The sequence below is a fragment of the Devosia aquimaris genome (assembly GCF_020169335.1).
Lineage (GTDB): Bacteria > Pseudomonadota > Alphaproteobacteria > Rhizobiales > Devosiaceae > Devosia > Devosia aquimaris.
Genome location: NZ_JAIEZN010000001.1, coordinates 1,945,843 through 1,972,726, shown reverse-complemented (window position 1 = coordinate 1,972,726; position 26,884 = coordinate 1,945,843). Strand labels below are relative to the sequence as shown.

The following is a 26,884-nucleotide window of genomic DNA, read 5'->3' as shown; positions in this document are numbered from 1 at the left end:
CGAGCGCATGAAGAGTTTGTCAGGTTGGTAAGGTGAGCCAGCCCGTCATCAATATCGCCGTCGACCCCTTTCCCGATGATGCCGGGATGCGCCGGCTATGGCAGGGCGCGTGGGGCGATGATGGTCCGGCGTCGTTCCAGCCGATCCTCCGGCGGAGCCTGGCGCATCTTGGCGCCTATGACGGTGGGCGGCTGGTGGGCTTTGTCAATGTCGCCTGGGATGGCGGCATCCATGCCTTTATTCTCGATACCTGTGTCGACCCGGACTACCAGCGGCAGGGGATTGCCCTGGCGCTGCTGGCGCAGGCAGCCGAGACGGCGCGGGCGCGCGGCGCGGCCTGGCTGCATGTCGATTTCGAGCCCCGGCTGGAGGGGCTCTATCGGCGGGCCGGATTTGGGCCCACCGCCGCTGGGCTGATGCGGCTCTAGAGTCTTGTTGGTCACGTCTCCGTACCGCAAGAGTGGTGTTTCCATTTGCGGGTCACTGACGGACCCCCTCCCTCGGTCCCTCCCCTCAAGGGGGAGGGAGGCACAGGAGCCGCAAATCCACTGAAGAGTGAAACGATCTAGCGCGGGCGCCAGGCGAGCAGACGCATGGCGTTCAGCGTGACCAGCACAGTGGCGCCGGTGTCGGCCAGGATCGCGGGCCAGAGCCCGGTGATGCCCAGGATGGTGGTGACGAGGAACACCGCCTTGAGCCCGAGGGCCACGGCAATGTTCTGCCAGATATTGCGCATGGTGGCGTGCGACAGGCCGATCATGCCGGCGATGTCGGCGACGCGGCCATGGAGGATCGCCGCATCGGCGGTTTCCAGCGCAACATCGGTGCCGCCGCCCATGGCGATGCCGATATCGGCAGCAGCCAGGGCCGGGGCGTCATTGATGCCGTCGCCGACCTTGGCGACGACCTGGCCCTGCGCCTGCAGTTCGCGGACGATGGCCTGCTTGTCGGCAGGGAGCAGCCCGGCGCGGACCTCAAGGGAGAGATCGGTGCCGATGGCCTCGGCGGTGCGGGCATTGTCGCCGGTGAGCATGACGGTGTGAATGCCGAGGGTGCGCAGGGCATCCAGACCAGCCAAGGCATCAGCACGGGGTTCGTCGCGCAGGGCGAGGGCGCCCAGCGGCTGGCCATCGCGCAAGAGGACCGAGACCGATTTGCCGGCGGCGGCGAAGGCCTCCAGCTGCGCCGCAAATTCGGGCGCAAGACCAGTCCGCGCGGCCGCAGCGGCCGGCGAGAGGAGCAGGATGGCCTTGCCGTCGACCTCTCCGGATACACCTTCCCCAGGCAGAGCCTCGGACTGGGTGGCGGGCGGGATGGTGATGCCGTCGGCCTGGGCGCGGGCGAGGATGGCGAGCGCCAAGGGATGGCTGGAGCCGGCTTCAAGTGCTGCGGCGAGACGCAGGACATCGGCCTCGGAGCCGGTGGTGGCAAGGATGTTGGTGACGGCGGGCTTGCCCTGGGTCAGCGTGCCGGTCTTGTCGAGGGCTACGGTGGTGATGTCGCGCAGGCGTTCGAGCACGGCGCCGCCCTTGAGCAGCAGGCCGCGGCGGGCGCCGGCGGAGAGCGCGGCGGCAATGGCGGCCGGGGTGGAGATGACCAAAGCGCAGGGGCAGCCGATAAGGAGGATGGCGAGACCCTTGTAGATCCACTCGCTCCAGGACTGGCCCAGGAGCAGCGGCGGCAGAATGGCGACAAGGGCGCCGACCACCAGTACGCCGGGCGTGTACCAGGCCGAGAAGCGGTCGATGAAACGCGCGGTGGGGGCCTTGCTCTCCTGGGCTTCCTCGACCAGGCGGACGATGCGCGCAATGGTGTTGTCGCTGGCGGTGGCAGTGACGCGGATGGTCAGGACGGCGCTGGCATTGATGGTGCCGGCATAGACGGCGTCGCCGACGCGGCGATGGACGGGCACGCTTTCGCCGGTGACCGGGGATTCGTCGATGGCGCCCTGGCCGGTCTCGATGGTGCCATCGGCGGGGATGCGGTCGCCGGGGCGGACCATGACGATGGCGTCAAGCGCCAGATCGGTAGCCGGAACCTGCCTGGTGGTGTCGCCGGTGACGAGCAGGGCGGTCTTGGGGACGAGGGCGGAGAGACCCTGAATGGAGGCGCGGGCGCGGCTGGCGGCGACACCTTCGAGCAGCTCGCCCACCAGAAACAGAAGGACGACGGTGGCGGCTTCCTCGGTGGCGCCGATGATGACGGCGCCGACGGCGGCAATGGTCATCAGGGTTTCAATGGAGAAGGGCGTGCCGGCCATGGCGCCGGCCATCGCGCGGCGACCGATGGGCACGAGGCCGACCCATAGCGCGACCAGGAAGGCCCAGTGCCCAACGACGGGGGCGACAAGCCCAACGCCATAGGCGGCGAGCAGGGCAAGACCGCAGGCCAGCGCCAGGCGGGCCTTGGGCGTCTGCCACCAGGGGCCGGTGCCCAGATCGAAGTGATTGTCGGGCTGGCCATGCTCGTGGTCGTGATCGCCGTGGTCGTGCGCGGCGTGGTCGTGACCGGTGTGATCGTGGCCGGCATGATCATGATCGGGGGCATGATGTGCGGTCGAACGGGCGGTATCGGCGGGGGCCAGCGTATAGCCGAGGGGGCGCAGGGCGGCCTCGACTGTGGTGAAGGCAACGTCGGTGTGGTCGACGCGCAGGGTGCCGGCAGTGGCGCTGGCGCTGGCATCGGTGACACCGGGGATACGGCGGACGGCCGTCTCGATCTTGCCGGCGCAGGCCGCGCAATCCATGCCGCCGACGCGATAACGGGTCTGGGTTTGCTGGCTCATGGGACTGTCCTTTTCGTTTCCATGCCTGCATGCTAACTTCTCTAGTGACTAGAGGAGCAAGAGGTATCGGCATGGCTTTTCCGATTGGCGAACTGGCGCGGCAGACAGCGGTGAAAGTGCCGACAATCCGCTATTACGAGCAGATCGGTCTGTTGCCCGAGGCGCCGCGCAGCGAGGGCAATCGGCGGCTCTATGGCAGCACGGAAGTGGAGCGACTCAACTTCATCCGGCATGCGCGCGACCTCGGATTCGAGATCGAGGATATCCGCGAATTGCTGGCCATGGCGGCGCAGCCGCAATCGTCCTGCCACCAGGTGGACAGCATCGCCAACAACCATCTGGCCGAGATCGAACGGCGGATTGCCAGCCTCACCGCGCTGAAGCGGGAGCTGACGCGGATGATCGAGGAATGCGGGCATGGCCGGGTGTGCGACTGCCGCATCATTGAGGCGCTGGCCGACCATAGCCAGTGCCTGGCGGAGCACTAACGGCGACCGCGCAGCCGTCCCAGTCCACGTGCCACTCGACCATAGGTCTTGTGATCAGGCGTAGGCCACCCAGCCGCGGAAGCTGAGACCGGCATAGAACAGGCTGATGCCAGAGAAGCCAGCCTCTTCAAGCAGGGCGACCTCGTCCTCGGGCGAGAGGATGTGCAGTCTGGTGGCGATGGCCTCGCGGGCTGCATCCAGATTGGTTCCCGGCTCTGCGCCGAAGGCAACGTGACGGGCGATCCAGAGGGAGCGCTCCGGCTCGGTCTGTGAAAAGCTGATATGGGCGACGACGAAGGGCGCGCCGGGGGCAAGGCGGCGCCGCAGCTGCTGCAGCGTGGCGAGGCGTTGCTCGCGCGGCACGAAATGCAGGGTGAGCAGGCAGACGGCGCCATCGAAGGGGCCTTCGGGGGCCGCGTCGATATAGCCCTGGTGGAGCGCGATGCGATCGATGTGCGGCGCGGCAATCTGCCCGGCAGCGGCCAGCATGTCTGCCGAGGGGTCGACGCCATCGAAGCGCCAATTGGCGTGTTCTTCAGCCAATGCCTTGAGTTCCAGCCCGCCACCGGCGCCGAGAACCAGAATATGCCCCTGGGCTGGCACGCGTTCGGCCAGCAGCATGGCCGTCATACGGTGCAGACCGGCAAGGCCGGGGACCTTGCGGGGGGCGCCTTCGGCATAGCTCTTGGCATGGGCACCCGCAAAGGCGGGGGCGGATGGCGGCGCTGGATGTTTCATGTAACGTTTGATGTTACACTTAAGGGGCATTGTCAAGCGACACGCCACGCGGGGCAGGCCGGCGGGCCTGCCCTCCAGGAAATCAGCCCAGGGTGGGCGGGGTCTCGGCGGGCTGGGGCGTGTAGCGGGCCAGGGCCTTGATGACCTGCTTGAGGGTAATGCGGCCGATCTGGTGGCCATCGGCATCGAGCACGCCGACCCATTGATGCTCGGCGAACATGGGCAGCACGTCTTCGCAGCGCGAATCCTTGGAGACACTGGCCTCGCAGGGATCGAACTCGCCCCGGTCCATGATGGAGCGAACGTGGATGGCGCGGGCCTTGTTCACCTCGCGCACGAATTCCTCGATATGCTCATTGGCCGGACGCAGCACGATGTCCTCGGGCTTGCCCTCCTGCTGGAGGGCGCCATCCTTGAGCACGGCGATGCGGTCGCCGATCTTGAGGGCCTCGTCGAAATCGTGGGTGATGAACAAGATGGTCTTGCCAAGGGACTTCTGCAGCTCGATGAGCTGATCCTGCATGCCGGAGCGGATCAGCGGATCGAGGGCGGAGAAGGCCTCGTCCATCAGGATGATGTCGGTATCCATGGCCAGGGCGCGGGCCAGGCCCACGCGCTGCTGCTGGCCGCCCGAGAGCTGGCGCGGCTGGCTCTGCTCATAGCCGGAAAGGCCGACGATCTCGATCCATTTGGCGGCTTCCCGCAGGCGGGTCTTGGTGTCCACGCCGCGCACTTCCAGGCCATAGGCGACATTGTCGATGACCGAGCGGTGCGGCATGAGGCCGAACTTCTGGAACACCATGGCCACCTGGGTGCGGCGATAGGTGCGCAGCTCGTCCAGGCTCATCTTGAGCACATCCTTGCCGTTGACGATGATCTCGCCGGCGGTGGGCTCGATGAGGCGGTTGACGTGGCGGATGAGGGTGGACTTGCCCGAGCCGGACAGGCCCATCACCACAAAGATCTGGCCCTTGGCGATGTCGAGCGAGACATTGTCCAGACCCACCACATGGTTGGTTTCGGCCTGGACCTCGGACTTGGAGCGTCCCGATTGCAGCAGGGACAGGGCGTTCTGAGGGTCGTCGCCAAAGATCTTGGTGACGCCGCGCATGGCGATGGCCAGGTCGCGATCGGGAGTGATGGCGGGTGCGGTCGCCGGGGCGGCCACGGTCTTGTTGGGAAGTGTGTCGGTGGCGTTCATTTAGCGAGCCTCCGCCAGGCCGATGCGGGCCTGTAGCTGTTTGCCGAAAGACTGGGTGACGCGGTCAAAGATGATGGCGAGGGCAACGATACCCAGGCCGGCAAAGAGACCGCGGCTGACCTCGAGGCGGCCAATGCCCTGGAGCACCTGGTAGCCCAGGCCGCCGGCGCCGATCATGGAGGCAATCACCACCATAGAGAGGGCCATCATGGTGGTCTGGTTCACACCAGCCAGGATGGTGGGCAGGGCCAGCGGGATCTGCACGCCGAGCAGGCGCTGGCGCGGATTGGTGCCGAAGGCGCGGCTGGCTTCCATGACGGCCGGATCGACCGAGCGCAGGCCCAGATCGGTGAGACGCACCAGCGGCGGGGAGGCATAGACGATGGTGGCGATGAGCGCGGGGATCTTGCCGGGGCCGAAGATCATCACGGTGGGGATGAGATAGACGAAGCTGGGCAGGGTCTGCATCAGATCGAGAATGGGGGTGATGGCCTTGCGCACATTGAGCGAGCGGCTCATCCAGACCCCGACGGGGATGGAAATGACGATGGCGGTCAGGGTGGCCGCGATCATCAGCGCCATGGTGGTCATGGCGTCGTTCCAGAGGTCCATCACGCCCAGGAAGAGCAGGGCGACAAAGACCACGGCAGGCAGCTTCCAGTTGCGGGTGGAGAGCCAGGCGATGCCGACCAGGATGGCGATGATGAGCCACCAGGGGGTGGCGATGAGCAGGTTCTCGATGGATTTGAGCAGCATCAGCAGCGGGTGGGCGGCGGCCTCGAAGGCGCCACCCCAGTTGCGCACCACCCAGTTGAGGCTGTCGTCGACGGCGCGGCGCAGCGGACGGGTATCAATGATTTCTGGGAACACGGTTTCTCTCTCACGTGTGGAGGGCTGACGCGGGATGCCGGAGGGCGCCAAACAAGGTTCGCGGCGCTCGGGCATCACGCGGAAAACGGCCGGGTGTGCACCCGGCCGTATCGGCTTGTCGTTGTGTCAGGGCGCTCAGCTCAGGCTGGCGCGCACCTTGTCGGCCACTTCGGGCGAGACCCAAGTCGTCCACACATCTTCCTTGGTCTTGAGGAAGTTGATGGCGGTGGCTTCCGCATCGGCCTGGTTTTCGTCGCCATAGACCAGCAGTTCACTGATCTCGGCATTGGTGAGGCCGACCTTGGAGAAGTAATCGGCCACGGTCGGGGCCTCTTCCTTCACCCAGGCGGCGGCGCCAACGATGGCGGGCGAGGACGGATAGGCGGTTACGCCAGGCTCGTCCGTGCAATCGGGGTTGGTGTTGCAGGCATAGACCTCGGGCTTGCTTTCGCCCATGTCCAGCGCAACGGCGTCATACTTGCCCAGGATGGCCGTGGGGCCCCAGTAGTAGAACAGGATGGGCTCTTCACGGGTGAAGGCGCGGGCAATGGAGGCATCCAGAGCGCCGCCCGAACCGGGGGAGAACAGGTTCCAGGCATCGCTCATGTCATAGGCCTTGAACAGGGCGCTGGTGGCCAGTTCACAACCCCAGCCCGGCGGGCAGGAATAGAGGCGGCCTTTGCTGGAGTCTTCGGGATCGGGGAAGACTTCGGGATGGGCAATGGCGGTTTCCGCCGAGACGATCTCGGGGTTGGCTTCCTGGGTGTAGCGGGGGATGAACCAGCCTTCGATGGTGCCGTCGCTGATGGCATCGCCAAGGTCAACAACGGTGCCTTCGGCAGCCGCATCGTCCCACTGCTCCTGCACGGTGCTGGTCCACAGTTCGGGAGCAACAGCCGGAGAGCCGCGCGTCACCATGGAACTGGTGGTGGGGACGGTATCGCCAGTGACCAGTGCGACCGAGCAGCCGAAGCCGGCGTCGAGGATCTTGGCGTGAATCTGGGCCAAGGCGGCCGCGGAGGGCCAGGTCATCTCGGCAATTTCTATGGTGCGATCGGTGCCGCAGCTCGCCGCATCGGCGGTGTCCTGGGCAAGGGTCGGCGTAGCTGTGGTTGCCATGAAGGCAACAGCCATCGCGGCGGCAAGGCCACCGGTTTTCAAGATCATGAGGATATTCTCCGTGTTTCGGATGTGTTGGAGGCTATCGGTCCAATAATGATCTGTCAAATTCGTGACTACTTGCGAGATTGATGTAGTAATAAAGAAAAAATGCGCAATCTTGCTTGCTGAGTGTTTCGTAAGAGATTGGCGTCGATGTCAAAGCTGGTCCTATTTTGTTGTCATGTAGGGCTTATGTGATTTATTGACAGAAAAAATAAATTATGCGGCCGTACAAATGTCCTGCAATCGCCCGATTTGCGGCGGTTTGCGCCGCATCCGTGGGATTGGGTGCGCGGCGGAACTAGACTTGCGCGGCGCCTGAGGGTGGGCCGACGGGTTCCCGCAGCCAAGTGCGGACCAGAGTTGCGCGACAGGGTCTTGCATCAGGCGGCAGGGACGTGCAGAAAGCGTCCAGTCAAATCGGACCCGGTGCAAATCCGGGTGGCTCTTCCGGCCGCCAATCCGCCGGACACTCCAGTAAACGCAAACATGGTCGACCGCGTGCCGAAGCGGCATTGCAGCGCCTTTACGCCTGGATATTCCCCATGACCTTTATCGAAACTTTTCGCCGCGACTGGCTGAGCAATGTGCGCGGCGATGTATTGGCCGGCATCGTCGTCGCCCTGGCGCTGATCCCGGAAGCCATTGGCTTTTCCATCATTGCCGGGGTTGACCCCAAGGTGGGGCTCTATGCCTCGTTCCTGATCGCCATGATCATTTCGGTGACGGGCGGCCGGCCGGCGATGATCTCGGCGGCGACGGCGGCCACGGCGGTGCTGATGGGGTCGCTGGTGCGCGAGCACGGGCTGGACTATCTGCTGGCGGCGACCATCCTGGCTGGCGTGATCCAGGTCGCCGCGGGCTATGCGCGCGTGGGCTACATCATGCGCTTTGTGTCGCGCTCGGTGATGACGGGCTTCGTCAATGCGCTGGCCATCCTGATCTTCATGGCGCAATTGCCCGAGCTGATCGGCGTGTCGTGGCAGACCTATGTGATGATAGCGGGCGGATTGGCCATCATCTACCTCTTCCCGCGGGTGACGCGGGTGATCCCCTCCCCGCTGGTGTGCATCATTGTGCTGAGCATCATCACCATCGTGCTGCAGGTGGATGTGCGGGCAGTGGGCGATCTGGGCGAACTGCCGACGACGCTGCCGAGCCTATTGATCCCCAATGTGCCGTTCACCCTGGAAACGCTGTGGATCATCCTGCCCTATTCGATCGGCGTGGCGGCGGTGGGCCTGCTGGAAAGCCTGCTGACGGCCTCGATCGTCGACCAGATGACCGATACCGACAGCGACAAGAACCGGGAATCGATCGGCCAGGGCATTGCCAATTTCATCACCGGTTTCTTCGGTGGCATGGCGGGCTGCGCCATGATCGGGCAGTCGGTGATCAATGTGCGCTCGGGCGGGCGAGGGCGTCTTTCGACCTTCACCGCCGGGGCGTTCCTGTTGTTCCTGCTGGTGGTGCTGGGCGACATTGTCGGGCTGATCCCGATGCCGGCGCTGGTGGCCATCATGATCATGGTGTCGGTCGGCACATTCAGCTGGAGCTCGCTCAACGATCTGCGCAAGCATCCGCGACGCTCGAGCCTGGTGATGCTGGCGACCGTGATCACGGTGGTGGGCACGCATAATCTGGCGCTGGGCGTGGGGGTGGGCGTGCTGCTGTCGGGCATCTTCTTTGCCTGGAAAGTGGCGCAGATCTTCCGCGTGACGTCCGTGCTGACCGCAGACGGACGCGAACGGGACTATGTGGTGGAGGGACAGCTGTTCTTTGCCTCGGCGGAGGATTTCCTCAAGGCCATGGACTTCAAGGAAAAGCTCGAGCGCGTGCGCATCGACGTCAGCAAGGCCCATATCTGGGACCTGACGGGTGTTAATGCGGTTGACATGGCCGTGCTCAAGTTCCGGCGCGAGGGCGTCGTGGTGGAGCTGGTGGGCATGAATGACGCGAGCGCCACGATCATGGACGATCTGTCGGTGCACGATCAGCCAGGCGCCATGGAGCGCATGCTGGGACACTAGGGCGTCGTAGGACCAGATTGATGCGGTTCTATCGCCCCCTCCCCCTTGAGGGGAGGGTCGGGGTGGGGGTGGTTTTGAAAGCCACTGACGGACCCCCTCCCTCGTTCCCTCCCCTCAAGGGGGAGGGAGGCGAAAGAACTGGAGATTCATTGGCCGGAAATTCAGTTCGGAGTGAAACGATCTAGCTCGGCAGGAGCGTGGCGGCGCGGGTGTTGTCGAGGTCGATGAGGCCGGCGATGGCCACTTCCGCGTCGTCGCCGCCACCGGCCTCGATCGCGCGCACAAGGGTGGTGGTGGTGTCAAAGCCGGCGCGGAGATAGGCCCTGGTGACGGTGTCGTCGGTGAGCGACTTGAGCGCCAGCGCCAGGGTGAGCTCGACAATGCCGGTGACCGAGCGGAGCAGGGCGCTGCCCGAGCTTTCGGCAATGGCGCGGTGGATTTCGAGCGCGGACAGGCCATGGGCTTCCAGATTGCCCTCTGACAGCTCCATCTGGTGCAGCCAGTATTTCATCAGGCGGACGTTCTCGGCGGTGCGGCGCTCGCTGGCGAGGCGCACGGCGCGGGTTTCGAGCGCTCGGCGGGTGTCGAACAGGCTCTCATAGAAGCGGGCATCGGGCTTGGCGTAGAAGTGCCAGGACAGCACCTGGGGATCAAAAAAGCTCCAGCGGCTGGTGGGCGAGACGCGGGTGCCCACCTTGGGCCGGGCTTCGACCATGCCCTTGGCCTCGAGCGTCTTGAGCGCCTCGCGCAGCACGGTGCGGGAGACGCCATAGGTTTCCATCATCACGGCATCGCTGGCCAGGATCGAGCCGACCGGAAACCGGCCAGTGACAATGCCATGGCCGATCTCGTTGATGACGAATGTGTGGAAGTTTCGTGCAGCAGGCCGCCCGGACAATGAGCGAATAAGGCTGCCAGCTTCGATCATGCTAGACTTTCTCGGGCGACTTCTCTCCGGGGGCGGAGGCGGCAAATATGACGCGCTGCAGCACGATGAACAAGAAAAGCAATACACCGATCACGATCTTGGTCCACCAGCTCGACAGCGTGCCGTCGAAGATGATGTAGGTCTGCACCAGGCCCAGCAGCATGACGCCGACAAAGGTGCCCAGCACAAAGCCGTAGCCCCCCGTCAGCAGCGTGCCGCCAATGACCACCGCGCTGATGGCATCGAGCTCGACACCCACCGCAGCCAGCGGGTAGCCAGCGGAGGTGTAGAGCGAAAACACTATGCCTGCCAAGGCTGCCAGTGTGCTGGAGAGCATATAGATCTGCACCGTGGTGCGGGCGACCGGAACGCCCATGAGCGAGGCCGAAACCGAATTTCCGCCCAGCGCATAGACATAGGAACCGAATTTGGTGCGGTGGGCCAGAAGGGCGCCGCCGAGGAACACCACGATCATCAGCATGCCGATGAAGCTGAGCCGACCGCCGCCGGGCAGGCGGATCATCAGATCGCCCAGGGTGGCGTAGAACTCGTGTTTGATGGGCACCGAATCCTGGGTGATGATGGAGGCGCCGCCGCGGGCCAGGAACATGCCGGCCAGGGTGACGATGAAGGACGGCACCTGCAGATAATGGATGGTGAAGCCCATGGCGGCACCAAACAGCGCAGCCACGCCCAGGGCGATGGCAAAGGCCACCAGCGGATGGATGCCCAGCCAGGTGGTGAGCACGGCGATCAGCACGCCGGTGAAGCCGATCACGGCGCCGACCGACAGATCAATGCCGCCCGAAATGATGACAAAGGTCATGCCGACAGCGGCAATGCCGAGGAAGGCATTGTCAGTGAGGAAATTACCCAGAACGCGGGTGGACAGCATGTTGGGGAACTGCAGGACCGCCAGGGCATAGGCGATGATGAAGATGACGGCGGTGGCCGCCAGGGGGCGCAGACTGCGTTTCATGACGATGCCGACTTGTTGGAGGCCGCCGGGCGGCGCTTGAACGGCAGGGCCGCATAGGGAGACTGGAGCAGCAGGATCAGGATGATCATGCCGGCCTTGACCACCAGGTTGAACTCGGGCGGGAAGCCGGAGACCAGGATGCCGGTGTTCATGGCCTGGATGATGAGCGCGCCCAGCACGGCCATGGGGATGGAGAAGCGCCCGCCGAGAAGGGACGTGCCGCCGATGACGACGGCCAGGATCGCGTCCAGCTCGAGCCAGAGGCCGGCATTGTTGGCATCGGCGCCGCGAATGTCCGCGGCCACGACGACGCCGGCGATGGCGGCACAGAGGCCGGAGAGGGCATAGACCAGCATGAGCAGCATGCGGCTGTGAATGCCGGCGAGCGAGGCGGCGGCGCGGTTGACGCCGATGGCCTGGATGAACAGGCCAATGGCGGTGCGCCGCACCAGAAGGGTGACCAGCACCATGAGCACCACGGCGATGACGGCAGCCATGGGGAAGCCCAGGAACGAGCCGGTGCCGACAAAGATCAGGCTAGGATCGTTGAAGGTGACAATGGAGCCTTCGGTGATGAGCTGGGCAATGCCGCGACCGGCGACCATGAGCACCAGCGTGGCGACGATGGGCTGGATGTCGAGCACGGCGACGAGAAAGCCATTCCAGAGACCACAGGCGAGGCCGACGGCAAGAGCGGCGATCACAGCGATGGGGGCGGGATAGCCCGCAACCACCATGGTGGCGGCGACGGCGCCGCAGACGGCCATGATGGCGCCCACCGAGAGATCCACGCCCTTGGTGGCGATGACCCCGGTCATGCCGATGGCGAGGATGGCCACCGGGGCGCCGCGATTGAGCACGTCGATGAAGCTGCCGAAGAAGCGCCCATCCTGCCAGGTGACGTTAAAGAAGCTGGGGAAGAGCAGCCAGTTGATGGCCAGCACGCCCACAAGGGCGAGCAGTTGCGGATTGGCCAGGCGTTCCAGGCGCAGGCGTCTCATGGGGTGGCCTCGTCGGGGTTGTTGGCGATGGCCTGAACGATCACGCCGGGATTGATATTCTTGCCGCGCAATTCGGCGACCATTTCGCGATCGCGCATGACCACGATGCGGGAGCTATAGGCCACCACTTCGTCCAGCTCGGAGGAAATGACGACCATGGCCATGCCATCGTCGCGCAGGCGATTGATGGTGCGGACGATTTCGGCATGGGCGCCGACATCGATGCCGCGGGTGGGTTCGTCGAGGATGAGGAAGGCCGGATCGGTGGCCAACCAGCGCGAGAGGATGACCTTCTGCTGGTTGCCGCCGGAGAGGAGCTTTACCGGCATGTCGAGCGAGGCGGCGCGGATATCCATGGATTCCCCGAAGCGGCCGGCAATTTCGAGCTGCTCGTCGCGGTTGAGGGCCTTGAACCAGCCCAGCTTGCCTTGCAGGGCAATGATGATGTTTTCCCGGACGGAGAGGTCGCCCAATATGCCCTCGGCCTTGCGGTCCTCGGGGCAGAAGCCGAAGCCCAGGGAGATGGCGTCGGTGGTGTTGCGGACGCTGGCGGGCTTGTCGTTGACGCGCAGGCTCCCTTGGTCGGCGGGATCGGCGCCGAACATGATGCGGGCCATTTCGGTGCGGCCGGAGCCGAGCAAGCCAGCGACGCCGATGACCTCGCCCTTGTGGATGGTCAGATCGAAGGGCGCGACGCCATTCTTGCGGCCATAGCCGGAGAACTGCAGCAGCACATCGGTGGTGGGATTTTCCGGCTCGAGATCGGTAGCGCCGGAGAAGGCAATGTCCTTGCCCAGCATGAGGCGCACCACATCGGTGCGGCTGAGGGCGTCGAGGACCTGGGTTTCGACCAGCTTGCCATTGCGCAGCACGGTGACGCGGTCGGCAATGGCAAAGACCTGATCGAGGAAATGGGTGATGAAGATGATGGCAAGCCCGGCGCGCTTGAGATCGCCAATGACCTCGAACAGGCGCTCGACCTCGTTGCGGTCGAGGCTGGCGGTGGGTTCGTCTAGGATCAGCACCTTGCCGGACAGCTGCACGGCGCGGGCGATGGCGACGATCTGCTGCACGGCGACCGAATGGCTGCCCAGTTCGCTGCCGGGATCGAGATCAAGGCCATAGCGGGTGAGGAGGACGCGGGCGTCGCGCTCCATCTTGCGGTGGTCGACCAGGCCAAAACGGGTGGGCTGGTGGCCGAGATAGAGATTTTCGGCGACCGAGCGATTGGGCAGGAGGTTGACCTCCTGATAGACGGTGCCGATGCCATGGGTCTGGGCGTGGAGGGGATTGTCGAGGGTGACCGGCTGGCCATCGACCAGAACCTGGCCGCCATCGGGCTGGTAGGCGCCGGTGAGAATCTTGATGAGCGTCGACTTGCCGGCGCCGTTCTCGCCCAGAAGGGCATGCACTTCACCGCGTCGCAGGCCGAAATCGACCGAATCCAGCGCCGTCTGGCTGCCGAAAATCTTGATGACGCCGCGCGCCTCAAGCACGTATTGGCCATCGGCCATATCGTATTCCCCCCTGTCGAACACCGGTCCCGCCGCGACACTTGCCCGCTTCTGCGACGGGATCAAGAAAGGGGGCTGGTCGGCCCCGATGCCGAGGCCAACCTCACCCCCTCCCAGCCTCCCCCGTCAAGGGGGAGGTGCCGTTCGGTGGTCGTTATGGTCCGAGATTAGTAGCCCAGACCCTTGCGGGTGTCGTACTCGCCCTGCGGATTGTCAGCAGGGGTATAGAGCTTGGACTCGGTGATGATGAACTTGGCGGGCTCGGTGCCGTCGGCGAGATAGGCCGAGAGGGCGTCGAAGGCCGGGCCGGCCATGTTGGGGGTCAGTTCGACCGTGGCATTGGCTTCGCCATTGACCATGGCGGCGAAGATGTCCGGCACGGCGTCGATGGAGACCACCTTGATGTCGGTGCCCGGCTTGAGGCCAGCGTCCTTGATGGCCTGGATGGCGCCAACGGCCATGTCATCGTTGTGGGCATAGACGGCGCAGATGTCCTTGCCACCGTTTTCGGCCTTGATGAAGCCTTCCATGACTTCCTTGCCCTTGGAGCGGGTGAAGTCACCGGTCTGGCTGCGGGCGATGGTGATGTTGTCGTGGCCGGCAATGGCTTCTTCAAAGCCCTGCTTGCGGTTGATGGCCGGGGTGGAGCCGACGGTGCCCTGGAGCTCGACGACCTTGCAATCGGCATCGCCGACGGTGTCGACCAGCCACTGACCGGCAACGCGGCCTTCCTTGACCTGATCGGAGGCAACCGAGGTGAGGTAGAGGTCTTCGGGGGCATCCACGCCACGGTCGAGCAGGATCACGGGGATCTCGGCTTCCTTGGCTTCGGTCAGCACATCTTCCCAGCCGGTGGCGACGACGGGGGCAACCATGATGGCATCAACGCCCTGGGCGATGAAGCCGCGGATGGCCTTGATCTGGTTTTCCTGCTTCTGCTGGGCGTCGGCAAACTTGAGGTCGATGCCGCGTTCTTCGGCCTGGGCCTTGGTGACCGAGGTTTCGGCAGCGCGCCAGCCGGATTCCGAGCCGATCTGGCTGAAGCCGACGACGAGACCCTTGAGGTTGTCCTGGGCGATGCTGACGGACGTCAAAGCGGTAGCGAGGCTCGCCGCGATGGCAAGCTTGGTGATGATGGTCACGATGTCCTCCCAAAAAATGGTCGCTACGGTGTGTTCACCTGCAGCGATGATCGGACGCTATATAAAGTACTATTATATGTAAAGTCAAAATCGCGCGCAGGATCTGACCAAGAAAGGTCAGATGGAGTGTGCCCATCAAGTCCTTGTTTTGCAATGATTTTGCTCGCCGGTTCAGCCAGGGGTTGAGCATCTCGGCGGTGCTGCGGGCCTGCTGGACGGGCCGGAAGGTTTCAGCCTCAAGTGGTTTTGCGGCGCCTTTGCCGGCGTCCCCGCAAGGGGGAGGGGGCGATCGAGCCGTGCCCATCTGAAGGCGAAACGATCTGGATATTCTGGCTGGGGCTGGCGTTGAGCGGGGTTGGCGTGTTCCGCTGCGGCAAAGAAAAAGCCGGCCCAGAGGGCCGGCGAAGGGTCATACGACTGGAGGGAGGTCGATGAGAAAGGGGAGGCGTCAGCCTTCGCGGCGGCCGGGGGACCAATGGCGAGGCTTGCGGATGCGCGCCGGTGCACTGTCAGGGAGGGGACCGCGCAGGGCGAAGCGGGCCACTTCGATCATGGTCGCCAGGACCAGAAGCGTCAGGGGCACCATGAAGATGGCGATCTGGGCGTCGGGTTGAGCAATCAGCGTGGCCGCAGAAGCGGTGCCGACCCCGGCAAGCAGCGCGCCACCGGAGGCAACGGCCACCACAACCGTAGAACCAATGGCGAAGCGCTTGAAACTTTTCTGCCGGGGCGACGTAGTTTTGTGCATGGGTAGATGTCGTTCATCTGGAGGTCAGTGACAGCATCAAGCCATGTGAATGCGGTTCGAGTTTGTACCCAATCCGGCTGCCTGCGTACCATTTGGTGGCGGAACTGTGGCAGCGCGATGCGCCCGGCGCATCAGGAGGAGACAGACATGCGCACTTTGGCAGCACTATTGATGGTGATGATGGCGCTGGTGATACCAGCACAGGCACAGGACGATGCGGCGCCCTGGCAGGCGGTGGTGAGCGGGCAGATCGCGGCCCTGCACGAGCAGGACGCCGCGGCGGCACTGGCATTTGCCAGCGAGGGTTTCCGCACCCAGTTTGCCGAACAGCCCGAGGCCTTTCTGGTGGCCGTTGAAGCCAGCGGCTATGGGCCGATTATCCGGTCGCGCTCGCACAGCTTTGGCAGTTTCGAGCGGGTGAGCGACACGGTTGTGGCGCAGGTGGTCAAATTCGTCGGCCCCGACCAGAGCCTTTACGACGCGCTCTACCAATTGGGCGAGGAACCCGGCGAGGGCTGGCGCGTGCTGGGTGTGGCGCTGCGCAAGGCGCCGGGCATCGGCATCTAGCTCATTTCACGCCAAAGTGGATTTGCGGCTCCTTTGCCTTTCTCCATTTTATGGGAGTGAACGAGGGAGAAGGACACCGGTGGCCGCTAGAGCCACCCCCACCCCAACCCTCCCCTCAAGGGGGAGGGGCGATGGCACCGCATCAATCTGATCTTGCACCGATCAGACGAAAGCGCGCCGCGCGGCGCATGCGGCTTGATTGGCTTGCGCGCAATGCCTATCACTGCCGCCCGTCACAGGTGGGAGATCGATGATGGGGTTCTTGTCGGAAGCACTGGGCCGGGTGGCGCCGTCGGCGACCGTGGCCATCAGCCAGAAGGCGCGCGAACTGGCGCAGCAGGGCCGCGACATCATCGCGCTCTCGGCCGGCGAGCCGGATTTCGATACGCCGCTCAATGTGCGCGACGCAGCCAAGGCGGCCATGGACGCGGGCAAGACGCGCTACACCAATGTCGACGGCATTCCCGAGCTCAAGGCGGCAGTGGCGGCCAAGTTCAAGCGCGACAATGGGCTGGACGTCACGGCGGCCGATTGCTTTGTGTCCTCGGGCGGCAAGCAGATCATCTTCAACGCGCTGATGGCCACGCTCAACCCCGGCGACGAGGTGGTGGTGCCGGTGCCCTATTGGGTGAGCTATCCGGAAATCGTGCGGCTGTGTGGCGCCGAGCCGGTGTTTGCGGTAGCCGACGCCTCGACCGGCTTCAAGCTGTCGCCGGCCGTGCTGGAAGCGGCGATCACGCCCAAGACCAAGTGGCTACTGCTCAATACGCCGTCGAACCCGACGGGCGCGGCCTATACGGCGGCCGAGCTGCGCGGGCTGGCCGATGTGCTGCTGGCGCATCCGCATGTGCATATCCTCACCGACGACATCTATGAAGTGCTGGTCTATGACGGCGGCAGCTTTGCCACCATCGCCCAGGTGGAGCCCAGGCTGCAGGCGCGCACGCTGACCATGAACGGCGTGTCCAAATCGCATGCCATGACCGGCTGGCGCATCGGCTTCTGCACCGGGCCGCGGCCGCTGCTGGCGGCGATGACCAAGCTGCAGGGCCAATCGACCAGCTGCCCGACCTCGATTGCGCAATGGGCTGCGGTGGAAGCGCTCAACGGGCCGCAGGACTTTCTGGCCGAGTGGCGAGAAGTGTTCCAGGCGCGGCGCGACATGGTGGTGGCCGGGCTCAATGCCTGTGCGGGCCTTGATTGCCTGACGCCGGAGGGGGCCTTCTATGTGTTCCCGTCCTGCCAGGCGCTGCTGGGCAAGACCAGCGCCGGCGGCACACTGCTCAAGACCGATGAGGATTTCGTGCTGGCGCTGCTGGAAGAGACCGGCGTGGCGCTGGTGCATGGCACGGCCTTTGGCCTGCCGGGGCATTTCCGCCTGAGCTATGCAGCCAGCAATGCCGAGCTGGAGGAAGCCGTGAAGCGCATCCAGGGGTTCTGTGCAGGGATCAAGTAGGTGGCCTATTCCTTCTGCCTGACGCTTGATGCGGCGACTGATGCCGCCGTTCGATCGATCTGGCAGCAATTGGCGGCCGAAGGCATCTGCAACCACATGGTGACACTTGACTATGTGCCGCATGTGTCGCTCGCGGTGCTCGATGATGAGCCGCCGCGCGAGACGGTGGAGGCGGCGCTGGCGGCCATGAGGTCGGTGCGGGCCCTAACGGTCCGGCTGGGTGGCGTGCGGAGCTTCGAGGGGACCACTATTGCCTGGCTAGCAGTGGAGGGCGGAGACGCGCTCGAAGCGATGCATTCGCACCTGATGGCGCACCTGCCAATCGACAAGGTACGGGCGCACTACCAACCGGGATTGTGGACGCCCCATGTGACGCTACAGATGGAAGGCGACGTAGCGCGTGGAATGGCCGCCATCTCGCGCTCATGGCCCGAGCGGCGCGCGGCACGGATAGACGCCCTGGATCTGGTGCAGGTGCCCCCCGTCGTGGTGTTGAACCGCATAAGGTTGCAGTAGGACCGTGCTTGTTACACGCCCGGGCCATTCGAGCGTAGCGCTCATGGCCTCCAAACCTAAAATCACGACATGGGCGTGATTTTGCCTGCGGCCTACTTGCCCATCCAGCTCAGGAAGCTGGTGCTGCTGCCGCCGGCCTGGGCGAACATTTCGGTGAGCTTGTTGGTGGTCTGGTAGCTGGCGAGAGCGGCGGCATAGAAATCGCTGCTCCAGCCGGCGGCCTGGCGCTCCTCGTCGCTCATCGAGGAATAGATCGAAATGATGTTCTGGCTGAAGGCGGTGGGGTCGCTGGACTTGGCGGCGTTCTGGAAGCCCGCCAGCAGCGCGGCGCCGCTCTTGGTGCGCAGGGCGCCCCTGGCGGCATTGACTTCTTCGGGCGCGAACTTGTTCTCGGTGTTGAGCGCGATGGCGGAGAGGGTACGGCTGGGGAAGCTGGACAGGTCGACATAGGTGCCGACCGTGGTCTGCTTGTTGAAGGTGGGCACCTTGCCGTCCTTGATCGCCTTGGCATAGAGCGCGTCGAGCGAGGCGCGGGCGCCGGTGGCGACATCCTTGATGTCCTGCTGCTGGGTCTGGCCGGCCTCGGTGAGCGCGAGATAGAGCGCCACCGGATCGTTGTCGCCGGCATCGGGCAGGGTCTTGGGATCGGACTGCAGCTGCTTGAGGCCTTCCGTAATGGCGTCACGGCCGGCAATCCAGTCGGTGCCGTTCTTCTCCTCGTCGCCCAGGCTATCGAGATAGGTGGCGGCGGCCTTGTAGAGGCCAGTGTAGTCGCCGGTGACCTTGGCGACGGCAGCGGGGCCGGACATGGCGCTTTCAAAGCGGCGCTGCATCTCGAGCCCGGCGGCCTCGCGCTCTTCGGGAGCGAAGCTCTTGTCGCTGGACATGGCATAGAGCTCGCGCGGATCCAGGCTCGAGATGTCGAGCGCCAGCTTGCCATCCTGCAGGGGGCTGGTGCGCTTGGCGTCCTTGAGCAGGGCGAGCAGCTTGGCATGGGCGTCGGCCAGGACGGTGGCGAAATCCTTCTTGGCCAATTCGGCCTGGGCGGCACTGGACAGCGTGATCGAGGTGGCGGGCGCTTCGGTGGTGGTGGTCGACGTGGTGCCGGCGCCCGAGTCCTTGTTACTGGCAGCCAGGTTGGCCGCCACGGTGGTGGCGAGATTGAGATAGCTGGTGCTGGGATAGGTGGCGTTGACGGCAACCATTGTGGGCTCCTGCAATCGGTTAACAAATCCTATGCAAGGGCCGTGCCTGAAAATTACGCCGATAAATCAATGGGGTGACGGGCGAGTGCGGCTGCCGCGCGGCAATAATTGCCGGTCGGTGGGCAGAAGTGACATGTCCGGGGAAAAAGGAAAGGCCCTGCCCGAGGGGATGGGCAGGGCCAGGAGTCATTGGCCGGAGCCAGTGACTTTGGAGGTGCGGCACCACGACCGCCGCAGAACTTACAGGCCAGTTATCGCGCCCGGAGGCGGGTGCGACAATTCGTCAATTGGGAAACGCTGCCATGCAGAATCGGGCGCCCGGGACGCGGCCGGGATGTGCCGGGGCAAAAAAAAGAGGCTCCAACCGAAGTTGGAGCCTGATGATAGGGCCGAAGCCAAATCTGAAGTTTTGGCCCGATGCAAGGGAGGAGGAGATGCATCAGACCGGTGAACCCAAGCCGAGGGAGGAGGATACGGCTCAAGTTCGTGTCGCCTAAACGCGGGTCCGAGGGAGGAGGATACGGAGCGGCGTCGCCAGCGACAGGTACACATATAGATTTTGACCGTTTGGTCAGCAAGACATAGGTCAACATGCCTGCCATGCATTTTGCACAGCGACAAGTTGTCAGCCATGCAGCGCGCCGGGGCGAAAGCGGACGAAAAAAAAGGCCCTGTCCGAGGACAGGGCCAATGATAGGGCCGAAGCCAAATCGAAAGTGAGGCAGAGAGCAAGGGAGGAGGAGATGCGCTCTGCCGGTGAACCGTGATCGAGGGAGGAGGATACGATCGTGGCTCGGTGTTGCGATACTTGTTCCAAGGGAGGAGGAAATGGAACGCGCCTCAGCAACACCCTCCTTATGAACTCGACTCACTCAGTAGGCAATCATCTGTGTCGTATGTCAGCCATGCGCTGAGTGCAGGATGGCCAAAACACATGTGGCCCCGCTCGAGGGGAGAGCGGAGCCACATATTTGCGGGAACGAGTTCCCACAAGGAGGGAACGCAGAGGGCGCAAGGGAGGAGGGAGGCGCCCGCTGTGCTGGGAGGCATATATGGGGTGTCGCTTTGCTCAACAATAAGGCATCGCGTATAATAGCTATGCAGAGGCTGCATAGATTTTAGAACATTTCAGTCGTCCGGGCCGGATTTGGCATGGTTTTTCCGGCGCTTACGGCGGCAGGCCGGGCGCTCACAACCAGCCGCGCCGCTTGAAGAAAAGGTAGGGCAGGACGGCCGACGCCACCATGGCAAACAGGGCAGCAGGATAGCCGAACTGCCAGTTGAGCTCGGGCATGACCTGGAAATTCATGCCGTAGATGGAGGCGACCAGCGTGGGCGGCAGGAAGACCACGGCCGCCACCGAGAAGATCTTGATGATCTGGTTCTGCTCCAGATTGATCAGGCCCAGGGTGGCATCGAGCAGGAAATTGACCTTGTTGGAGAGAAAGCCGGCGTGATCGGCCAGGGCCTGGGCGTCGCGCTGCAGCACCTTGAAATCCTGCCGCACCTCGCGGGCGCTGCGCGGCGTGCCGGGCAGGCGGGTTTGGTGGAAGGTGGTGAGGCGCAGGATGGTGATCAGGCTTTCGCGCACCAGGGTGAGCATGTCGCCCTTGTTGCCGATCTTTTCGATCAATCCTTCCAGGTTGCGCGACTTGCGGGTGGCGCCCTTGACCTTGTTGCGGAAGACCTCGCGCGAAATGGCGTCGAGATCCTCGCCGGCGGTCTCGAGCACCTGGGCGATGCGATCGATGAAGGAATCCAGCAGGCCCGCCATGACATGTTCGCCGGTGGTCAGTGGGCGACCGCCGGGGCGGGTGGCCAGGGCCTCGAAGGTGACAAAGGGCAGGGGCTCGGCATAGCGGATGGTGACCAGCGCCGTGCCGCGCAGCACAAAGGTGACGGGCACCTTGATGGGGTCGTGCTCGTGCATCTTGCTCAGGACAGTGGCCGTCATGAACTCGGCGTCCGCCTCGGCATAGAGGCGGGCGGAGGGCTCGATGTCCTTCATCTCGTCGCGGGTGGGCACCTGGATACCCAGGCATTGCTCGACCAGATGTTCTTCGTCGCGGGTGGGATTGACCAGGTCGAACCAGATGGCCTGGGCGGCATCGTCGGGCACGGAAGCGGGGGCGAGGGGGAGGCGGGCCAGGTGGTCGCCGGAGACGGTGTAGATGTTCAGCATGGCAGGTATCCTTGTGCGCGGGCGGCTACGCCGGCGCGACCTGCTGCGTCACGCCGTGTTTCGTGCCGTCCTGTTCGTCGATCGACTTCGAGAGTCGGGGTTCACTTTTGCGGTCCGTGGCTTGTCAAAGACGGTGCACGGATGCTCCCGAAGCGCGGCGAGGTCAAGACCCTGATGTGATGTTGAACGCGTGTGGCGCGTATTGCCGCTCAGGCCGCAGCCTCAAAGCCGGCGATGGCGGCCGCCAGTTCGCCCAGATGGGCAATTCGGGCATAGCGCGGCTCGTTGAGCGGTTCTTCGGCCTGCTCATAGGCCCAGGTGAGATCGTGCGGCACAAAGACGCCATAGCTGCCGGCGGCAATGGCGGGCAGCACGTCGGATCGCATGGAATTGCCCACCATGACGGTGTGGGCGGCGCCATCGGTGTGGCGCTCGAAAATGCGGGCATAGGCAGCCGGCGTCTTGTCGGAAATGATCTCGACCGCCGAGAAAAAGTCGGCCAGGCCCGAGGCGGCGAGCTTGCGCTCCTGATCGAACAGATCGCCCTTGGTGACCAGGATCAGGCGGTGGCTGGCCTCGAGCTCTGCGAGTGCCTGATCGACATAGGGCAGGGTTTCGACGGGAAAGTTCAGCAGTTCGCGGCCCGAGGCAAGGATTTCGGCAATCACGGTGCCGGGCACGGCATGATTGGTGACCTCGAGCGCCGTCTCGACCATGGAGAGGGTGAAGCCCTTGGCGCCGAAACCATAGTGCCTGAGATTGCGACTGACCGCGGCGATGAGGCGTTCGTCGAGGTTCTCGGCATCGGCGTGATCGGCCAGGAGGGCCTTGAACCGATCCTGAGTGATGCGGAAGAACTGCTCGTTCTGCCAGAGCGTATCGTCGGCATCGAGGGCGATCGTGGTGATGCGCGTCACGGCGGCGTGCCTAGAAGCTCCACTCGCGAGCCTTGCCGACCAGGAAGTCGCGGAACACGCCGACGCGCTTGGAGTTCTTGAGCGCAGGCGGGTACACGAAGAAAGCCTCATAGGCCGGCAGCTCGGTCTCGGGCAGGACCTGGACCAGGCGATCTTCCTTTTCGGTGACATAGTCGGGCAGCATGGCGATGCCGATGCCGGCGCGGCAGGCCTGCATCATGCCATAGATGGCATTGACCTTGAGCGTGGTGCGGCGCGGGCTGGAATCGCTGCGGCCCATGCGCTCGAGATAGTTGATGTCACCCAGATAGGACGGCACGGGCTCGCCGAAGGTGACGATGCGGTGATCGTCCAGCTCGTCGGCCGTCTTGGGCATGCCGAATTCCTCGATGTAGTCGACCGACGCATAGAAGTGGTTGTGCACGGTGAACAGCTTGCGCTGGATCATCTCGGACTGGTTGGGCCGGTGCAGGCGGATGGCCACGTCGGCCTCGCGCATGGCCAGATCGAGCTCGGCGTCGTTGAGGCGGATCTCGAGCTGGATGAGCGGATAGAGCTTGAGGAATTCATCAAGCCGCGAGCTGAGCCAGGTGGAGCCGATACCCACGGTGGTGGTGACGATCAGGGGCCCGGTGGGGACATCCTGACTTTCCGACATCTGGGTCTCCACCTGCTGGAGTTCCCAATGCATGCGGTGCGCGGTGCGGAACAGCTGCTCACCCACTTCGGTGAGCACCAGGCCGCGGGCGTGGCGGATGAAGAGCTTGAGCCCCAGATCATCCTCGAGGGCGGAAATCTGGCGGCTGACGGCCGACTGGCTCATGCCCAGCTTTTCGGCGGCGTGGGTAAAACTGCCCGACTCGGCGGCGGTGTGGAAAATCCGGAGCTTGTCCCAGTCGAGCATATTTGGTCGCCTTCTTGTTGGGTCTTGGTTCGGCTACTCCGCCGCTTCGGCGAGTTCGTGTTCAGCCAGGAAGCGTTCTGCCTCCAGCGCGGCCATGCAGCCCATGCCCGCCGCAGTGATGGCCTGGCGATAGACATCGTCGGTCACATCGCCGGCGGCAAAGACACCGGGAATATTGGTTTCAGTGGTGCCGGCCTTCACCTGCAGATAGCCGCCGGGCTTCATGTCGAGCTTGCCGGCGAAGATAGCGGTGGCCGGGGCATGACCGATGGCGATGAACACGCCGTCGATGGGCTGCTCATAGGTGCGGTTGGCCGCCAGATCGCGCAGGGTGACCGAATTGACCGAGGGCGGCATGGCCGAGCCGCCAACTTCGGCGATCTCGGTGTTCCAGCGCACTTCGATCTTGGGGTTCTTGAACAGGCGATCCTGCAGGATGCGCTCGGCGCGGAATTCGTCGCGACGGTGCACGACGATGACCTTGGAGGCGAAATTGGTGAGGAACAGCGCTTCCTCGACAGCGGTATTGCCGCCGCCGACGACGATGACTTCCTTGTTGCGATAGAAGAAGCCATCGCAGGTGGCGCAGGCGGAAACGCCGAAGCCCTGGAACTTCTGCTCGCTGGGCAGGCCCAGCCACTTGGCCTGGGCGCCGGTGGCGATGATGACGCTGTCGGCTGTATAGACTTCGCCGTCATGGCCGGTGAGCTTGAACGGGCGGACGTCAAAATCGACATGGGTGATGATGTCATTGACGATGCGCGTGCCGACATGCTCGGCCTGGGCCTTCATCTGGTCCATCAGCCAGGGGCCCTGGATGACGTCGGCGAAACCGGGATAATTTTCGACATCGGTGGTGATGGTCAATTGGCCGCCCGGCTGCAGACCCTGGATCATCAGGGGCTCAAGCATCGCACGCGCGGCATAGATCGCCGCGGTGTATCCGGCCGGGCCGGAACCGATGATGACGACTTTGGCGTGCATCGCAACGCTCTCCAGAAAGTGGGAGTCTCCCTCGCCCTCTAGTTAAGGGGCGAAGGTGCACTCTTTCAAGGCAAACCATTCCACATTGCCAAAGTGTTGTGCGGAACGGACAGAAAAGTCACACCAATGGGCAAAACCCAATGATTTGACAGGCTTAGATGTAGCGGATCTTGAGGATTTCGTAGCTGCGCGCGCCACCGGGGGCCGCCACTTCAAACGAATCGCCTTCCGACTTGCCAATCATGGCGCGGGCGATGGGCGAGGAAATCGAAATACGGCCTGCCGAAGCGTCGGCTTCCGGGTCGCCGACGACCTGGTAGGTCTTTTCCTCTTCGGTGTCCTCATCGATATAGGTGACCGTGGCGCCGAACTTGACCACATCGCCGGACAGCTTGCTGACGTCGATGACATCGGCGAGCGCGAGAATGGTCTCAAGCTCCTTGATGCGGCCCTCGTTGAGGCTCTGCTGCTCCTTGGCGGCAGAATATTCAGCGTTTTCAGAAAGATCGCCATGGGCGCGCGCTTCCGAGATGGCTTCGACAATGCGTCGACGCTCGCTCGCGGTGCGGTGCTCATATTCGGCGGCAAGGGCCTTTTGCCCGGTTACCGTCATCGGGATCTTATCCATGGTCGTCGCCTCCAATCGGCACGGCAGTCAACAATACAAATCCCAGCCAAATCCGTTCGGCGTGCGCTTCACGATAAATTTGTAAGGGAGAGTGGCCGCACGTTGCCCGCCTGCCGCGTTCTGGTCAAGCCGGTGTGCGAAAACTAGATGGTCATGTCCACACGCGACTTCAAGTTCGGACCCCATTTCGGAAAGGCCCAACCATGAAAACGACCGCCCTGCCTGCCTTGGCCGCGCTTACCGGCCTCCTGCTCACCAGCCTGCCTGCCACGGCGCAAACGATCGACAGCAGCGCCGGCGCGTTGACCGCCAGCGTGGTGGCCGAGGGGTTGGCGCATCCTTGGGGACTGGCCCTGCTGCCCGATGGCCGCATGCTGGTGACCGAGCGCAGTGGACAGTTGCGAATGGTCGCCGACGGCGTGGTGGGTGCACCGATCGAAGGCACGCCCGACGTCTTCAACCAGGGGCAGGGCGGCTTGCTCGACATTGCCCTGGCGCCCGACTTTGCCGACAGCGGCAAGCTCTATCTCAGCTTCTCCGAGCCCGGCGAGGGCGGCGCCGGCACGGCAGTGATGGCGGCCCGGCTGGTGCTGGAGGGCGACAGCGGGCGGCTGGAGGATCAGAAGGTGATCTTCCGGATGAACAAGTTTACCGGCACCAGCCAGCATTTTGGTTCGCGCATCGTGGTGGGGCAGGATGGCAATCTGTTCGTGACGCTGGGTGAGCGCGGTGCGCAGGACCGGGCGCAGGACATGGCGGACCTGGCAGGCGCCGTGGTGCGCATCACGCCCGAGGGCGGCGTGCCCGATGACAACCCCAAGCCGGACGGCTGGGCGCCCGAGCTGTGGAGCAAGGGGCATCGCAATCCCCAGGGCGCGGCCCTGCGCAGCGACGGGCAATTGTTCACCGTCGAGCACGGTCCCAAGGGCGGCGACGAGCTCAACATGCCGCAGGCCGGGGCCAATTATGGCTGGCCGATCATTACCCATGGCGTCGCCTATTCCGGCGCCAAGGTGGGGGTGGGCCAGGAGCAGGCGGGCCTGGAGCAGCCGCTGCATTATTGGGTGCCCTCCGTCTCGCCCTCGGGCCTGGCATTCTATTCGGGCGCGATGCTGCCGGACTGGGACGGCGACCTGCTGACCGGCGGGCTGAGCGGGCAGATGCTGGTGCGGCTCGACATGGAGGGCGACAAAGTCGTCGATGAGGAGCGGTTGTTCGAAGGACAGTTGGGCCGTATCCGCGACGTGCGCGTGGCGGCGGATGGGGCGATCTATCTGCTGACCGATGAGGACAACGGGCGCTTGATCCGGGTGGCGCCGGAGGGGCGCTAGGCCTTCACCGACTGCCAGGCGGAATCGGCGAAGAGGTCGGCAATCCGCCTGGCCTCGTCCGCTGACGAGTTCGGCGCCGTCCGCAAATAGGCGTAGGCGGGGCCCAGCATCAGGGCGTGGGCAATGGCGAACGGCAGATTGCGAACGGAACCGCGCGCGGTCATGCGGGCATAATGGGCTGCGCCGTCTTCCTGTCCCCGATCGAGCAAGGTGCGCACGGCGGCAAAGTCGGCGTCTGCAGTGGAGAGCCTGCGCAGTTCGTCCATGAAGCGAAACTGGCTTGGGTTTGTGAGGGCCCAGAGCACGAGCCCGCGCACCGAGGCCTTCACGGTTTCTTCGTCGGGTGTGTCCGGATCGAGCGCCGCGGCAGAGAGCAGGGACCAGCCCGATACGGCTTCGCGCAGCAGGGCCTCGGCGATGGCGCCCTTGCCGGAAAAGAAGTGATAGATGCTGCCCGTGCTGGCGCCGCTGCGCTGGCGAATGTCGGCGATCGTCGTGGCGCTGTAGCCTTTCTCGAGAAAGGCGGCGAGAGCGGCGTCCAGGATCTGTCTTCGGCGGTCCATCATGCAGAAACACTAGACCAAACTAGAATGATGTTCTAGAACGCAA

At 64.2% G+C, this 26,884-nt stretch carries 25 protein-coding genes and 1 other annotated feature; of the genes, 7 read left to right on the top strand and 18 right to left on the bottom strand.

Translation table 11 applies throughout. The features are described 5' to 3' along the window. The first annotated feature begins 86 nt into the window (after nt 1-86). The gene (locus tag K1177_RS09485) at nt 87-428 is read left to right on the top strand and encodes a GNAT family N-acetyltransferase (RefSeq protein ID WP_224703727.1); all 342 of its coding nucleotides are present in this window, start codon (nt 87-89) and stop codon (nt 426-428) included. A gap of 137 nt (nt 429-565) precedes the next feature. On the opposite strand, the gene K1177_RS09480 is transcribed toward K1177_RS09485, so the two are convergent. Beyond that, on the bottom strand, nt 566-2,785 hold the full coding sequence (locus K1177_RS09480; protein WP_224703060.1) for a heavy metal translocating P-type ATPase: 2,220 nt from the start codon (nt 2,783-2,785) through the stop codon (nt 566-568). A 71-nt stretch (nt 2,786-2,856) separates the two neighbouring features. On the opposite strand from K1177_RS09480, the gene K1177_RS09475 reads away from it, so the two are divergent. Then, nucleotides 2,857-3,273, top strand: a complete 417-nt coding sequence (locus K1177_RS09475; RefSeq protein WP_224703059.1) for a MerR family transcriptional regulator — start codon at nt 2,857-2,859, stop codon at nt 3,271-3,273. A gap of 54 nt (nt 3,274-3,327) precedes the next feature. Here the strand turns inward: K1177_RS09475 and K1177_RS09470 are convergent, their stop codons facing one another. The 4 genes from K1177_RS09470 to K1177_RS09455 form a co-directional block, all read right to left on the bottom strand. Beyond that, the gene (locus K1177_RS09470; protein ID WP_224703058.1) at nt 3,328-4,011 is read right to left on the bottom strand and encodes a class I SAM-dependent methyltransferase; all 684 of its coding nucleotides are present in this window, start codon (nt 4,009-4,011) and stop codon (nt 3,328-3,330) included. A gap of 82 nt (nt 4,012-4,093) precedes the next feature. Further along, a complete protein-coding gene (locus K1177_RS09465) occupies nt 4,094-5,212 on the bottom strand; it encodes a glycine betaine/L-proline ABC transporter ATP-binding protein (RefSeq protein WP_396119859.1) in 1,119 nt (372 codons plus the stop codon). Continuing rightward, on the bottom strand, nt 5,213-6,082 hold the full coding sequence (locus K1177_RS09460; protein ID WP_224703057.1) for an ABC transporter permease: 870 nt from the start codon (nt 6,080-6,082) through the stop codon (nt 5,213-5,215). Between the two features lie 135 nt (nt 6,083-6,217). Next, a complete protein-coding gene (locus K1177_RS09455) occupies nt 6,218-7,249 on the bottom strand; it encodes a glycine betaine ABC transporter substrate-binding protein (protein WP_224703056.1) in 1,032 nt (343 codons plus the stop codon). A 413-nt stretch (nt 7,250-7,662) separates the two neighbouring features. Further along, nucleotides 7,663-7,718 (top strand) — a sequence feature (sul1 is cis-regulatory element that is thought to sense ions involved in sulfur or methionine metabolism; They are found in Alphaproteobacteria). A gap of 70 nt (nt 7,719-7,788) precedes the next feature. Between K1177_RS09455 and K1177_RS09450 the strand changes: the two genes are divergently transcribed. Then, nucleotides 7,789-9,273 (top strand): SulP family inorganic anion transporter, encoded by a 1,485-nt coding sequence (locus K1177_RS09450; protein WP_224703055.1) that lies wholly within the window; start codon nt 7,789-7,791, stop codon nt 9,271-9,273. Between the two features lie 181 nt (nt 9,274-9,454). On the opposite strand, the gene K1177_RS09445 is transcribed toward K1177_RS09450, so the two are convergent. The 6 genes from K1177_RS09445 to K1177_RS09420 all read right to left on the bottom strand — a co-directional run bounded on the left by K1177_RS09445 (nt 9,455) and on the right by K1177_RS09420 (nt 15,585). Next, nucleotides 9,455-10,201 (bottom strand): FadR/GntR family transcriptional regulator, encoded by a 747-nt coding sequence (locus tag K1177_RS09445; RefSeq protein ID WP_224703054.1) that lies wholly within the window; start codon nt 10,199-10,201, stop codon nt 9,455-9,457. A 1-nt stretch (nt 10,202) separates the two neighbouring features. Next, a complete protein-coding gene (yjfF, locus tag K1177_RS09440) occupies nt 10,203-11,180 on the bottom strand; it encodes a galactofuranose ABC transporter, permease protein YjfF (protein ID WP_224703053.1) in 978 nt (325 codons plus the stop codon). Next, the gene (locus K1177_RS09435; RefSeq protein ID WP_224703052.1) at nt 11,177-12,181 is read right to left on the bottom strand and encodes an ABC transporter permease; all 1,005 of its coding nucleotides are present in this window, start codon (nt 12,179-12,181) and stop codon (nt 11,177-11,179) included. Before K1177_RS09435 ends, yjfF begins: the two co-directional genes overlap by 4 nt. Further along, a complete protein-coding gene (locus tag K1177_RS09430; protein WP_224703051.1) occupies nt 12,178-13,695 on the bottom strand; it encodes a sugar ABC transporter ATP-binding protein in 1,518 nt (505 codons plus the stop codon). Before K1177_RS09430 ends, K1177_RS09435 begins: the two co-directional genes overlap by 4 nt. Nucleotides 13,696-13,862: 167 nt before the next feature. After that, nucleotides 13,863-14,813: a galactofuranose ABC transporter, galactofuranose-binding protein YtfQ gene (gene ytfQ, locus K1177_RS09425; protein ID WP_318153295.1), complete on the bottom strand. Its 951-nt coding sequence runs from the start codon at nt 14,811-14,813 to the stop codon at nt 13,863-13,865. Between the two features lie 472 nt (nt 14,814-15,285). Continuing rightward, entirely contained in the window at nt 15,286-15,585 is a 300-nt protein-coding gene (locus tag K1177_RS09420; protein WP_224703050.1) for a hypothetical protein, read from the bottom strand. A gap of 147 nt (nt 15,586-15,732) precedes the next feature. On the opposite strand from K1177_RS09420, the gene K1177_RS09415 reads away from it, so the two are divergent. From K1177_RS09415 to K1177_RS09405, 3 genes are all read left to right on the top strand, one after another. Further along, the gene (locus K1177_RS09415) at nt 15,733-16,152 is read left to right on the top strand and encodes a DUF4864 domain-containing protein (RefSeq protein WP_224703049.1); all 420 of its coding nucleotides are present in this window, start codon (nt 15,733-15,735) and stop codon (nt 16,150-16,152) included. 253 nt (nt 16,153-16,405) lie between these two features. Then, on the top strand, nt 16,406-17,608 hold the full coding sequence (locus K1177_RS09410) for a pyridoxal phosphate-dependent aminotransferase (protein WP_224703048.1): 1,203 nt from the start codon (nt 16,406-16,408) through the stop codon (nt 17,606-17,608). Next, nucleotides 17,609-18,124 carry a 2'-5' RNA ligase family protein gene (locus tag K1177_RS09405; RefSeq protein WP_224703047.1) on the top strand — a complete coding sequence of 172 codons (516 nt, stop codon included), beginning with the start codon at nt 17,609-17,611 and terminating at the stop codon, nt 18,122-18,124. A 92-nt stretch (nt 18,125-18,216) separates the two neighbouring features. On the opposite strand, the gene K1177_RS09400 is transcribed toward K1177_RS09405, so the two are convergent. The 6 genes from K1177_RS09400 to greA form a co-directional block, all read right to left on the bottom strand. Beyond that, nucleotides 18,217-19,329: a hypothetical protein gene (locus tag K1177_RS09400; protein WP_224703046.1), complete on the bottom strand. Its 1,113-nt coding sequence runs from the start codon at nt 19,327-19,329 to the stop codon at nt 18,217-18,219. Nucleotides 19,330-20,518: 1,189 nt separating this feature from the next. Beyond that, nucleotides 20,519-21,511 (bottom strand): magnesium transporter CorA family protein, encoded by a 993-nt coding sequence (locus K1177_RS09395; RefSeq protein WP_224703045.1) that lies wholly within the window; start codon nt 21,509-21,511, stop codon nt 20,519-20,521. A gap of 209 nt (nt 21,512-21,720) precedes the next feature. After that, entirely contained in the window at nt 21,721-22,428 is a 708-nt protein-coding gene (locus tag K1177_RS09390; protein WP_224703044.1) for an HAD family hydrolase, read from the bottom strand. A gap of 10 nt (nt 22,429-22,438) precedes the next feature. After that, nucleotides 22,439-23,332: a LysR family transcriptional regulator gene (locus tag K1177_RS09385; protein WP_137152546.1), complete on the bottom strand. Its 894-nt coding sequence runs from the start codon at nt 23,330-23,332 to the stop codon at nt 22,439-22,441. A gap of 33 nt (nt 23,333-23,365) precedes the next feature. Beyond that, on the bottom strand, nt 23,366-24,316 hold the full coding sequence (gene trxB, locus K1177_RS09380) for a thioredoxin-disulfide reductase (protein WP_224703043.1): 951 nt from the start codon (nt 24,314-24,316) through the stop codon (nt 23,366-23,368). A 154-nt stretch (nt 24,317-24,470) separates the two neighbouring features. Beyond that, nucleotides 24,471-24,944 (bottom strand): transcription elongation factor GreA, encoded by a 474-nt coding sequence (gene greA / locus K1177_RS09375; RefSeq protein WP_224703042.1) that lies wholly within the window; start codon nt 24,942-24,944, stop codon nt 24,471-24,473. Between the two features lie 203 nt (nt 24,945-25,147). Here greA and K1177_RS09370 point away from each other — a divergent pair, with 203 nt between their 5' ends. Then, the gene (locus tag K1177_RS09370) at nt 25,148-26,275 is read left to right on the top strand and encodes a PQQ-dependent sugar dehydrogenase (RefSeq protein ID WP_224703041.1); all 1,128 of its coding nucleotides are present in this window, start codon (nt 25,148-25,150) and stop codon (nt 26,273-26,275) included. Here K1177_RS09370 and K1177_RS09365 read toward each other — a convergent pair. Next, the gene (locus K1177_RS09365; RefSeq protein WP_224703040.1) at nt 26,272-26,838 is read right to left on the bottom strand and encodes a TetR/AcrR family transcriptional regulator; all 567 of its coding nucleotides are present in this window, start codon (nt 26,836-26,838) and stop codon (nt 26,272-26,274) included. The genes K1177_RS09370 and K1177_RS09365 overlap by 4 nt on opposite strands. Nucleotides 26,839-26,884: the final 46 nt, after the last annotated feature.

Bases quoted from the DNA above. Each gene is read 5' to 3' on its own strand.
- K1177_RS09485 (WP_224703727.1), top strand. From the start codon at position 87: ATGCGCCGGCTATGGCAGGGCGCGTGGGGCGATGATGGTCCGGCGTCG.
- K1177_RS09480 (WP_224703060.1), bottom strand. From the start codon at position 2,785: ATGAGCCAGCAAACCCAGACCCGTTATCGCGTCGGCGGCATGGATTGC.
- K1177_RS09475 (WP_224703059.1), top strand. From the start codon at position 2,857: ATGGCTTTTCCGATTGGCGAACTGGCGCGGCAGACAGCGGTGAAAGTG.
- K1177_RS09470 (WP_224703058.1), bottom strand. From the start codon at position 4,011: ATGAAACATCCAGCGCCGCCATCCGCCCCCGCCTTTGCGGGTGCCCAT.
- K1177_RS09465 (WP_396119859.1), bottom strand. From the start codon at position 5,212: ATGAACGCCACCGACACACTTCCCAACAAGACCGTGGCCGCCCCGGCG.
- K1177_RS09455 (WP_224703056.1), bottom strand. From the start codon at position 7,249: ATGATCTTGAAAACCGGTGGCCTTGCCGCCGCGATGGCTGTTGCCTTC.
- K1177_RS09450 (WP_224703055.1), top strand. From the start codon at position 7,789: ATGACCTTTATCGAAACTTTTCGCCGCGACTGGCTGAGCAATGTGCGC.
- K1177_RS09445 (WP_224703054.1), bottom strand. From the start codon at position 10,201: ATGATCGAAGCTGGCAGCCTTATTCGCTCATTGTCCGGGCGGCCTGCT.
- yjfF (WP_224703053.1), bottom strand. From the start codon at position 11,180: ATGAAACGCAGTCTGCGCCCCCTGGCGGCCACCGCCGTCATCTTCATC.
- K1177_RS09435 (WP_224703052.1), bottom strand. From the start codon at position 12,181: ATGAGACGCCTGCGCCTGGAACGCCTGGCCAATCCGCAACTGCTCGCC.
- K1177_RS09430 (WP_224703051.1), bottom strand. From the start codon at position 13,695: ATGGCCGATGGCCAATACGTGCTTGAGGCGCGCGGCGTCATCAAGATT.
- K1177_RS09420 (WP_224703050.1), bottom strand. From the start codon at position 15,585: ATGCACAAAACTACGTCGCCCCGGCAGAAAAGTTTCAAGCGCTTCGCC.
- K1177_RS09415 (WP_224703049.1), top strand. From the start codon at position 15,733: ATGCGCACTTTGGCAGCACTATTGATGGTGATGATGGCGCTGGTGATA.
- K1177_RS09410 (WP_224703048.1), top strand. From the start codon at position 16,406: ATGGGGTTCTTGTCGGAAGCACTGGGCCGGGTGGCGCCGTCGGCGACC.
- K1177_RS09400 (WP_224703046.1), bottom strand. From the start codon at position 19,329: ATGGTTGCCGTCAACGCCACCTATCCCAGCACCAGCTATCTCAATCTC.
- K1177_RS09395 (WP_224703045.1), bottom strand. From the start codon at position 21,511: ATGCTGAACATCTACACCGTCTCCGGCGACCACCTGGCCCGCCTCCCC.
- K1177_RS09385 (WP_137152546.1), bottom strand. From the start codon at position 23,332: ATGCTCGACTGGGACAAGCTCCGGATTTTCCACACCGCCGCCGAGTCG.
- trxB (WP_224703043.1), bottom strand. From the start codon at position 24,316: ATGCACGCCAAAGTCGTCATCATCGGTTCCGGCCCGGCCGGATACACC.
- greA (WP_224703042.1), bottom strand. From the start codon at position 24,944: ATGGATAAGATCCCGATGACGGTAACCGGGCAAAAGGCCCTTGCCGCC.
- K1177_RS09370 (WP_224703041.1), top strand. From the start codon at position 25,148: ATGAAAACGACCGCCCTGCCTGCCTTGGCCGCGCTTACCGGCCTCCTG.
- K1177_RS09365 (WP_224703040.1), bottom strand. From the start codon at position 26,838: ATGGACCGCCGAAGACAGATCCTGGACGCCGCTCTCGCCGCCTTTCTC.